Here is a 624-nt window from a genome sequence, read left to right as displayed (position 1 = left end):
CTCTAAAACAGTGTCACACGCTCCCTCTCCCCCTCAAAATAGCTCGCGAGCTCGTGAGAATGACCACTGATGACCCAAAGACAATCCGTGGCGACTGCTCGTTCTGCGGCGAGACAGTCACGGGTCGGGACGCAATCATCCACTACGAGACCGCTGGCGGTGATCCGGGCGTGTGGGCCGAATGTCCAAGCTGTGGCGAGATCGTTGACCCCACCCATGCTCAGTAAACAGTTCATCCAGCAGATTATGAGACTCGAGCCGTCATCGACAACGCACCACGAGTGCCGTCACTGTGGGTACAGCGTGAAGAAGGAAGTCGATGAGTGTCCACAGTGTGGCTCTCACGAAATTGCGGCCTACGATCTTGAGTAATCGCTGAAGTGTTCACGGTTGGTAGAGAAAGTTCAACACCTTATGTATCACCCGAACGCTAACATGGCTCCGATTGTTACATAAGGTATGGAGCAGCCGTCACCACCCACCTCGCTCCCGAGGTATCTCGCGGAGGGGCTCCCCAAACAGGATACGGAGACACTCCAGGAGGTACAGAACTATATTGGGGCTCTCATCGAGTATCGCGACCAGTCGGTCGACACTGACGAGCTTCCCGAGGCTGCCGAGCCC

General features: G+C 56.1%; 1 protein-coding gene and 1 pseudogene (1 of these 2 running past the window's edge). Both read left to right on the top strand.

Going from position 1 to position 624, the window contains the following annotated elements:
* A partial coding sequence (locus tag Z052_RS20730) for a hypothetical protein (protein ID WP_206746944.1) occupies positions 1-227 on the top strand: 227 nt, incomplete at its 5' end.
* 232 nt (positions 228-459) lie between these two features.
* A pseudogene (locus Z052_RS05685) lies at positions 460-624 on the top strand (hypothetical protein) (it continues 70 nt past the right edge of the window).

The sequence above is a fragment of the Halorubrum sp. C191 genome (genome assembly GCF_002727095.1).
GTDB classification, from domain to species: domain Archaea; phylum Halobacteriota; class Halobacteria; order Halobacteriales; family Haloferacaceae; genus Halorubrum; species Halorubrum ezzemoulense.
This window is presented reverse-complemented; position numbering and strand designations above follow the sequence as displayed.